The 6,011-nt window shown below is 75.2% G+C and carries 6 protein-coding genes; 3 read left to right on the top strand and 3 right to left on the bottom strand.

Translation table 11 applies throughout. From position 1 onward, the window contains the following. A partial coding sequence (locus HGA02_RS08370) for a sensor histidine kinase (protein ID WP_246247566.1) occupies positions 1–663 on the top strand: 663 nt, incomplete at its 5' end. Beyond that, a complete protein-coding gene (locus tag HGA02_RS21645) occupies positions 660–1,307 on the top strand; it encodes a response regulator (protein WP_168678635.1) in 648 nt (215 codons plus the stop codon). The genes HGA02_RS08370 and HGA02_RS21645, both read left to right, overlap by 4 nt. A 52-nt stretch (positions 1,308–1,359) precedes the next feature. Here the strand turns inward: HGA02_RS21645 and HGA02_RS08360 are convergent, their stop codons facing one another. The 3 genes from HGA02_RS08360 to HGA02_RS08350 form a co-directional block, all read right to left on the bottom strand. After that, positions 1,360–1,875 carry a phosphoribosyltransferase gene (locus HGA02_RS08360; protein WP_168678634.1) on the bottom strand — a complete coding sequence of 172 codons (516 nt, stop codon included), beginning with the start codon at positions 1,873–1,875 and terminating at the stop codon, positions 1,360–1,362. A gap of 100 nt (positions 1,876–1,975) precedes the next feature. Next, positions 1,976–3,784 carry an ABC transporter ATP-binding protein gene (locus HGA02_RS08355; protein ID WP_168678633.1) on the bottom strand — a complete coding sequence of 603 codons (1,809 nt, stop codon included), beginning with the start codon at positions 3,782–3,784 and terminating at the stop codon, positions 1,976–1,978. Then, the gene (locus tag HGA02_RS08350; RefSeq protein WP_210728324.1) at positions 3,781–5,547 is read right to left on the bottom strand and encodes an ABC transporter ATP-binding protein; all 1,767 of its coding nucleotides are present in this window, start codon (positions 5,545–5,547) and stop codon (positions 3,781–3,783) included. The genes HGA02_RS08355 and HGA02_RS08350 overlap by 4 nt, the downstream gene beginning before the upstream one ends. Positions 5,548–5,731: 184 nt before the next feature. On the opposite strand from HGA02_RS08350, the gene HGA02_RS08345 reads away from it, so the two are divergent. Beyond that, positions 5,732–6,011 (top strand): DUF6980 family protein (locus tag HGA02_RS08345; RefSeq protein WP_168678631.1); only part of this gene is annotated, 280 nt, incomplete at its 3' end.

Raw genomic sequence — 6,011 nt, 5'->3', positions numbered from 1 at the left:
CGCGACGCCGCGACCCGCGCCCGGCTCGCCGAGCGGACGCTCATCCGGCGCGAGCTGCACGACGGGATCGGCCCCTGGCTCACGGGCCTGCGGCTCGGGCTGCAGGGCGCACGCAACACGCTCGAACGCGACCCCGCCGCGGCCACCGCGGTGCTCGACGCGCTGCAGGCCGAGGTCACGCAGCGGGTCGAGGACGTGCGGCTCCTGTCCCGCAGCCTGCTCCCGCCCGTGCTCGACGAGCGCGGGCTCGCCGCAGCGCTCGACGACCTCGCCCGGCGGACCGCCGCGACCGGGTTCACCGTGACGCTCGACGTCGATGCGGACGCGCTCGACGGGCTCGACCCGCGGGTCGCCGCCGCGGCGTACGGCATCGCGAGCGAGGCCGTCACCAACGCGTCCCGGCACAGCGGTGCCGCCGGGTGCGGGGTGACCGCCGCGGTGCACGGGGCAGCTCTCGTGGTGACCTGCGACGACGACGGGCACGGCCTGGACCCCGCCCGTACGCCCGGCGTGGGCACGCGGTCGATGCGCGAGCGCGCGGTGGAGCTCGGCGGGACCGTCGAGTGGGTCGACCGTGAGCGCGGCGGGGTGCGCGTGCGGGCTGTCGTGCCCCTCGTGCCGCAGGCGTCCGACGCGGACGTCGCCCCGGGGGTGCTCGCGTGACCGTCCGCGTCGTCCTCGTCGACGACCACCCCGTCTTCCGGATCGGGATGGCCGCCCTGCTCGACTCGCTGCCCGGCATCCGGGTCACCGGTCAGGCCGCGTCCGCCGCCGAGGCGCGCGCGCTGTTCGGCAGCGCGGTCGAGGCCGACGTCGTGCTCATGGACCTCGACCTCGGCGACGGGTCGGGGATCGACCTGACGCGCGACCTGCTGCGCGACCGGCCAGGGCTCGCGGTGCTCGTCGTGACGATGCACGAGGACGACGACGCGGTCGTCGCGTCGGTCCGGGCCGGCGCGCGCGGCTACCTCGTGAAGTCGGCGCCACCCGACGCCGTCGAGCGGGCGGTCCGTGCCGTCGCCGCCGGCGAGATGATCCTGTCCCCCGCCGTCGCGCAGCGCGCCATGGCGTACGTGCTGGGCGGCCGGACCGCGACGCGCGTGCCGTTCCCGCAGCTCACCGACCGCGAGCGCGAGGTGCTCGACCTCGTCGCGGCGGGGCTCGACAACGCCGTCATCTCGAAGCGGCTGTCGCTCAGCCCCAAGACCGTCCGCAACCACGTCGCGAACGTGCTCACCAAGCTCGCGGTGCCCGACCGGTCCGCGGCGATCGTGCGGGCGCGCGAGGAGGGGCTCGGCGGGGCGTAGTCCCCCCAGACCCCGGCCGCACGCGCGCGGTCGGGCGGGCGCGGACGGCCGCTCAGGCGGACGCGGCGGTGACCGGCGGCTCGGCCGACCACGGGAACGTGATCCAGCGGTCGGTGCGCCGCCACACGTAGTCGGGGTCGACGACCGATCGGGGCTTCGCGTAGAGCACGGCCGTCCGCGCCTCCGCGCAGTGCCCGGCCACGAGCCGCTGCACGAGCGCGAGCGTCTCGCCCGTGTCGGCGACGTCGTCGACCACGAGGGCGGTCAGCCCGTGCAGCGCGTCGGTGTCGAGCAGCGGGGGCAGCAGCTGCGGCTCGTCGAGCCGCTCGTCGACGCCGGTGTAGAACTCGACGTTGAGCGTCCCGACGGACTTCGTGCCGAGCGCGTAGGCGATCGCGCCGCCCGGCGGAAGGCCGCCGCGCGCGACGGCGACGACGAGGTCGGGCGTGAATCCCGAGTCGACGACGGCCTGCGCGAGCTCGCGGACGGCGACGCCGAACAGGGCCCAGTCGAGCACCTCCCGGTCCGCGGGGAGGTCCTGGCCGGGTGCTGCCTCGGTGGTCGCCATGCCGTCAGGGTAGGTCGCGCACGTTGCGGGGACGTTGCCCGCAGGTCCCGGGTGATTGCGCCGTCGCGCGCCCGTCGCGGGGCCACGACGCGGCCGGGTGTCACGCGCGGTCGAGCGAGCGCTGCCAGTCCTCGTGCAGCGCCGCGAACCGTCCGCCGGCGGCCACCAGGTCACGGGGTGACCCGTCCTCCACGACGCGCCCGTCCTCGACGACGAGCACGCGGTCCGCGCCCATGACGGTCGACAGCCGGTGCGCGATGACGACCGCGGTCCGGTCGGCGAGCAGCGTGCCGAGCCCTTCCTGCACGAGCAGCTCGCCGGGCACGTCGAGCGAGCTGGTCGCCTCGTCGAGCACGAGCAGCGCGGGGTCGGCGAGGAACGCGCGCGCGAACGACACGAGCTGGCGCTGCCCGGCGGACAGCCGCACGCCGCGCTTGTCCACCTCGGTGTCGTAGCCGTCGGGCAGGGACGCGACGAGGTCGTGGACGCCGACGGCGCGCGCTGCGGCCTCGACCTCGCCGCGTGTCGCGCCAGGACGGCCGAGGGCGATGTTCGCGGCCACGGACCCGGAGAACAGGTACGCCTCCTGCGTCACCATGACGACCGCCCGGCGCAGGTCCACGGGGTCGAGGTCGCGCACGTCGACGCCGTCGATCGTGACCGCGCCGGTCCGCACGTCGTAGAACCGCGTGAGGAGCTTCGCGACGGTCGACTTACCTGCACCCGTGGCCCCGACGAGCGCGACCGTCTGGCCGGGCGGGACGTGCAGGTCGAGCCGGTGCAGCACCGTCGGGCCGTCGCCGTAGCCGAACGTGACGCCGTCGAACCGGACGTCGCCGCGCGCGTGCGGCAGCCGCACCGGGTGCTCGGGGTCGGGCACCGACGGCTCCTCGGCGAGCAGGTCCGCGACCTTCTCGAGCGCCGCCGTCGCGGACTGGAACGAGTTGTAGAACATGGCCATCTGCTGGAGCGGGCTGAAGAACCGCCGCGCGTACAGGACGGCTGCCGCGAGCACGCCGACCGCGAGGTCGCCCTCCAGCGCGCGCAGCCCGCCGACCAGCAGGACCGTCGCGACCGTGACGTTGCCGATGAGGACGAGGCCCGAGTCGAACCAGCCGTTGAGCCGGATCGAACCCGCGCTCGACTCGCGGTACTCCTCGGAGAGCCCGTCGTACGCGGCCTGCACCTGCGGCTCACGGCGGAACGCCTGCACCGCGCGGATGCCCGTCATCGTCTCGACGAACCGCACGATGACGCGCGCGGCCGCGGTCCGGTTGCGCCGGTACTGCGCCTGCGAGCGGCGCTGGAACCAGCGGCTCAGGAGCACGCCCGGCACGACCGCGACGAGCAGGACGAGCCCCGAGCGCGGGTCGAGGATCGCGAGCGAGACCGCGGTGAGGACCATCGACAGCACGCCCGCCGCGAGCGTCGTCACGCCCCCGTCGAGCAGCTCGCGCACCGCGTCGAGGTCGGACGTCTGCCGGCTGATGATGCGGCCCGACGTGTACCGCTCGTGGAACTCGAGGCTGAGCCGCTGCGTGTGCCGAAAGACGCGGCGGCGCAGGTCGAGCAGGATCGCCTGCGACACGCGGGCCGACGCGCGGACGGTCGCGGCGACGAGCACCCCGCCCAGCACGGCGATCACGAGGTAGGTGCCCGCCACCGCGAGCACCGGCCCGCCGTCGCCGTCGACCAGTGCGGGCAGCGCGTGGTCGATCCCGTACGCGACGAGCGCGGGTCCCGACACCGCCGCCACCTGCGAGCCGACGACGAGCGCCACGGTCAGCCAGACCGGCCGCCGCACAGGGTGCAGCAGGGACCGCAGCAGCGCGAGCGACCGGCGCCGGGCCTCGCGGGACCGCGTGCGGGCGTCGTCGGCGGTCGGGTGGTCGAGCGTGGTCGCGCTCATCGGGCCGCCTCCACCTCGTCGTCGACCGGTTCGTGCTCGCTCGCCGCGAGCGCGGTCAGCACGAACCGGTAGTGCGGGTGGTGGGCCAGCAGGTCGCGGTGTGTGCCGACGCCGGTGATCCGGCCGTCCTCGAGCACCGCGACCCGGTCGGCGAGCGCGACGGTCGACGGACGGTGCGCGACGACGAGCGTCGTGGTGCCGGTGAGCTCCGCGCGCAGCCGCTGCGTCACCTCGGCCTCGGTCGTGACGTCGAGCGCGGACAGCGGGTCGTCGAGCAGCAGGACGCGGGGGCGGACGGCGATCGCGCGCGCGAGCGAGACGCGCTGCCGTTGCCCGCCCGACAGGCTCAGGCCCTCCTCGCCGATCACCGTCTCGACGCCGTCGGGCAGGTCGTGCACGAAGCCGGCGCGGGCGACGTCGAGCGCGCGGGTCAGCCTGTCGTCGGTCGCGTCGGCCGGGTCGACGCCGAGCAGGACGTTCTCGCGGACCGTCGTCGAGAAGAGGATCGGGTCCTCGAACGCGACCCCGACGGCCGCGCGGAGCTCAGCACGCGTGAGGTCGCGGACGTCGACGCCGTCGACCGTGACGCGGCCCGCGGTGACGTCGAACAGGCGCGGCACGAGCTGCAGCAGCGTCGTCTTGCCGCTGCCCGTGAGGCCGACGAGCGCGACCGTCTCCCCCGGCTCGACGACCAGGTCGACGCCCGCCAGGACGTCAGGCCCGTCGCCGTGGCCGAACCGCACGCCGGACAGCTCGAGGCGCGCGCCGTGCGGGCCGGGCGGCGGGAGGTGCGACGGTCGCGCGGGGTCGGTGACCGTCGACGGGGTGTCGATCACCTGGAGGTAGCGGTCGGTCGCGGCACGCGCGTCGAGCGTCATCGCGAGCAGCGCACCCAGGCGCTCGACAGGCTGGTTGACGACCGCCGCGGTCGCGAAGAACGCGACGAGCGCACCGACGGTGATCTCGCCGCGGGCCGTGAGCGTGACGCCGACGGCGAGCGACACCGCGAGCACCGCCTCCGGGATCGCGCCCAGCGCGAACGACACGCGCGACAGGGTGCGGGCCTTGTGGATCTCGGTCTCGCGCAGCTCGTCGGCCTGGCGGACGAACTCGTCGAGCGCGTCGTCGCCCCGGCCGAACGCCTTGAGCACGCGGATGCCGTGCACCGACTCCTCGACGGTCGTCGCAAGGTCGCCCGCCTGGTCACGCGCCCGCCGCGCGACGTCGCGGTACCCCGTGCGGAACCGGAAGCTCAGCCACACCATCGGGATCGCACCCGCGACGTACACGAGCCCGAGCTGCCAGCTCGTCGCCACCATGAGCACCACGCCGACCACGAGCGTCGTCGCGCTGACGATCAGCATGACCAGGCCGAACACCATCCAGCGGCGGATCGTGCCGAGGTCCGACATCGCCCGGGACAGCAGCTGCCCGCCGGACCAGCGGTCGTGGAACGCGACCGGCAGGTCGAGGAGGTGCCGGAACAGCGACGTCCGCATCTCGCGCTCGACGGTCGTGCCGGGCGTGAGGATCAGCGCGCGCCGGCTCCAGACGAGCACGGCTTCCAGCACGCCGAGGCCCAGCACGAGCAGCGCGCCGAGCACGACGCCGCGACGCGACGAGTCCGTCAGGAGCGGCCCGTTGACGATCGCGCGCAGCACCTGCGGGACGGCGAGCGCGAGCATGCTCGCCCCGAGGGCAGTGCAGCCGCCGAGCAGCACCCGCGGCACCGCCGGACGCGCCCAGGTGAGCAGTCGGAGCATCGCGCGGGGGGTGGCCCGACCAGCGGTGGTCGGCGGGGACGGTGGCACCCGTCCACCCTACGAACCGGCTCCCACCCCCGCCCGGGGCGCCCCGCCCGTCCTGCATCCCGAGACGCGACCGGCGACAAGCCGCATCGACCGTCCGACCGAGAGCATCGAGACAGGCCGGTGGCAAGATCCTGCCGTGACCGATGACGGGGCCGACGAGCCGGACTTCTGCTGCGAGGAGCTGCGCGAGCACGACACGTTCGCGTGCGACGTGCACGCCTCACCGTGGGACTGCGCCGATGCCGTGATCGTCCGGCGCCTCGACGGCACCTATGGGCTGCCCGTGCGCGACGGGCCGGAGGCCTCGGCCTCCAGCTCGATCTCGATCCGGCACTGCCCGTGGTGCGGTTCGCCGCTGCCGGGTCACGCGACGCGGCCGGCGACCGCGGCCGACCGGGTCGCCGGCGCGCGAGCAG

The organism is Cellulomonas septica, from assembly GCF_012396155.1.
GTDB classification, from domain to species: domain Bacteria; phylum Actinomycetota; class Actinomycetes; order Actinomycetales; family Cellulomonadaceae; genus Cellulomonas; species Cellulomonas septica.
The sequence above is the reverse complement of the archived record's forward strand: the minus strand, read 5'-3'. Positions and strand labels throughout refer to the sequence as shown.